The sequence below is a fragment of the Camelimonas sp. ID_303_24 genome (assembly GCF_053543495.1).
Window position 1 is genome coordinate 1 of the sequence record NZ_JBLLJM010000038.1, and the last position, 2063, is coordinate 2063.

1 protein-coding gene is annotated in these 2063 nt (G+C 63.9%); it reads left to right on the forward strand.

Features of this window, described 5'->3' with window-relative positions:
* Nucleotides 1-356: 356 nt before the first annotated feature.
* Nucleotides 357-2063, forward strand: a 1707-nt coding sequence (locus tag ACERNI_RS17215; RefSeq protein ID WP_448834463.1) for a trypsin-like serine protease, incomplete at its 3' end; no start/stop codon positions are given.

The following is a 2063-nucleotide window of genomic DNA, read 5'->3' on the forward strand; positions in this document are numbered from 1 at the left end:
CGGCGGCCCTGGAGACGATGCTCCAGGGCCGCCGCAGCAAGCGCCATCGGGGCGTTGGGATGGGGCAACCCATCAACCCGGACGGCGCGCCAGATTGCGCACATCTGGACAGTCAACGACCATTTATAAATACCAATGAATCATCAAATATTTCGATTAATTTATAGTAGTTCTACAAATTTACTATTGACAAAATCTATCGTCAGCATTTGAGAGAAATGGTATTAATGTTTATTTTCAAGACTTTTTCGCACATTACAACGAGACATGACCGGCTTCGGGCGCTTCGCCCGCAACAATTCGCTGCGGCGCTCGTGGCTGCCCTGGCCTGCGCCCCTGTTGCCGCGCAGGCCGTCGTGCTGAACGACCGGGCCGCGGCGCTTTTGCCTAGCCCGGGAGATGGCCTTCATGACTGGTTTGACCAGGACAACCAGCACGCCAATGTGGTGTCCCTGTATTTTCCCGTTGTTGGCAGCCTGTGCACCGGCACGTTGCTCAACCACCGGACCGTGCTGACAGCCGCCCACTGTTTCCCAGGCGGCATGGCCTCCGCCCTGCGGCCGGCGTTTGGGCTGGCCACCATCCGTTTCAGCCCCGATGCCCACGCGACATCGCCCCATGACCGGAGCGCGGGCGGCGTCCTGCTGCATCCTGCCTATGAATCCGTGGCAGGCGAGGCGCACCCCAATGATATCGCCCTGCTTTCCCTCAAGGCGCCGGCAACAGGCGTGAAGCCGGTCGTCCTGCAACAGTCCGGCCACCCCTCACCCAGTTCGGGAACCCGGGTGCGCCTTGCCGGCTACGGCAAATATGGCGCCGCCTCAGGCAAGCTCCGCGATGACAGCCGTCGCCGTTTCGGAGATTCAACTATTTTCATGACGGCGGACAGCGCTCACAGCCGAAACCTCATCCGCCTCAAATTCCGCCAGCCGGGCAATGGCCCGGAATTGCCATGGCTGGCGCATCCTGCCTCAGGCGATAGCGGCGGACCGCTGTTCATGACGCTGGAGGATGGATCTCTCATCCAGATCGGCGTCCTCAGCGCCGGCAGTGACGGCCCTGGCGCGCAGGCGTCATACGCCGCGATCCCGTTCAACAAGGCCTGGCTCGACGCCAACAATCCGCTCCGCCATGTCGTCGCCGAAGATGGCGCATGGGCGTGGAGCGCGGCGCAAGCCTGGAAGGACGTCAACGCATCGCCGGACGCCCGGCGCGCGGCGCCAAACAACCAGGAAGGCTCGCTGACGTTCGGCAATACCGGCCGTTATTATGAGGTCCTCGTTACTGGCCGCTCGCGCATCACTGTCGACAAATCGCCGGTCGTTGACCGTCTGACCCTCGCCGGCGAGGACGCGGCGATCATCATCCCGGCGAAGAAACGCCTTGGCGTCGTGCTGGACACACTGATCGAACAGGGCAGCCTCAGGGTCGATGGCGCGCTGTCCACGGCGACCTTCAGCGCCCCCACCTCCGGGCCTGCAACGCCGGGACTGGTTCAAACTGGCGGACACATCGCCGGCGCGGGCAAGATCAGCGTTGGCGGCGCCCTGGTCCAGCATGGCGGGGTGATTGCCCCCGGCAAGATCGCAGCGCCGGGCACGCTGACCATATCAGGCGATTATGTCCAGCATTCTGGCGGCGCCCTGGCCGTGCGCGTCAGCGACAGCGGTAGCGCGGACCGGCTTGTCGTCTCCGGCAAGGCGGATATCTCCGGCAAGCTCGCCGTCACCGTCATGGGCAAGGCCCCCGCGACCGGCCAGGCCTTCACCGTGCTGCGCGCCAGTGAAATCACCGGCAATTTCAGCGAAATCACCAGCTCGCTGCCCGCTTTCACCTGGGCAACCCACGCCGACGACAACCGCATCATCCTCACCGCAACCGGCATTGACTACGGCCAGGTTCTGGCTGACGAAACCGCCGTCGTCACTGGAAAGGAGGCCTTGCGCCACCTCTCAGGCCGCATCGCCATCGCGCCCCTCAACCGCCTCGCCGCCCAGCTTGCCCCCGACGCCGGGGCGCTTGCCGACAGCATCGACGCCGATGACGTCCCGTTCCCGTCGACG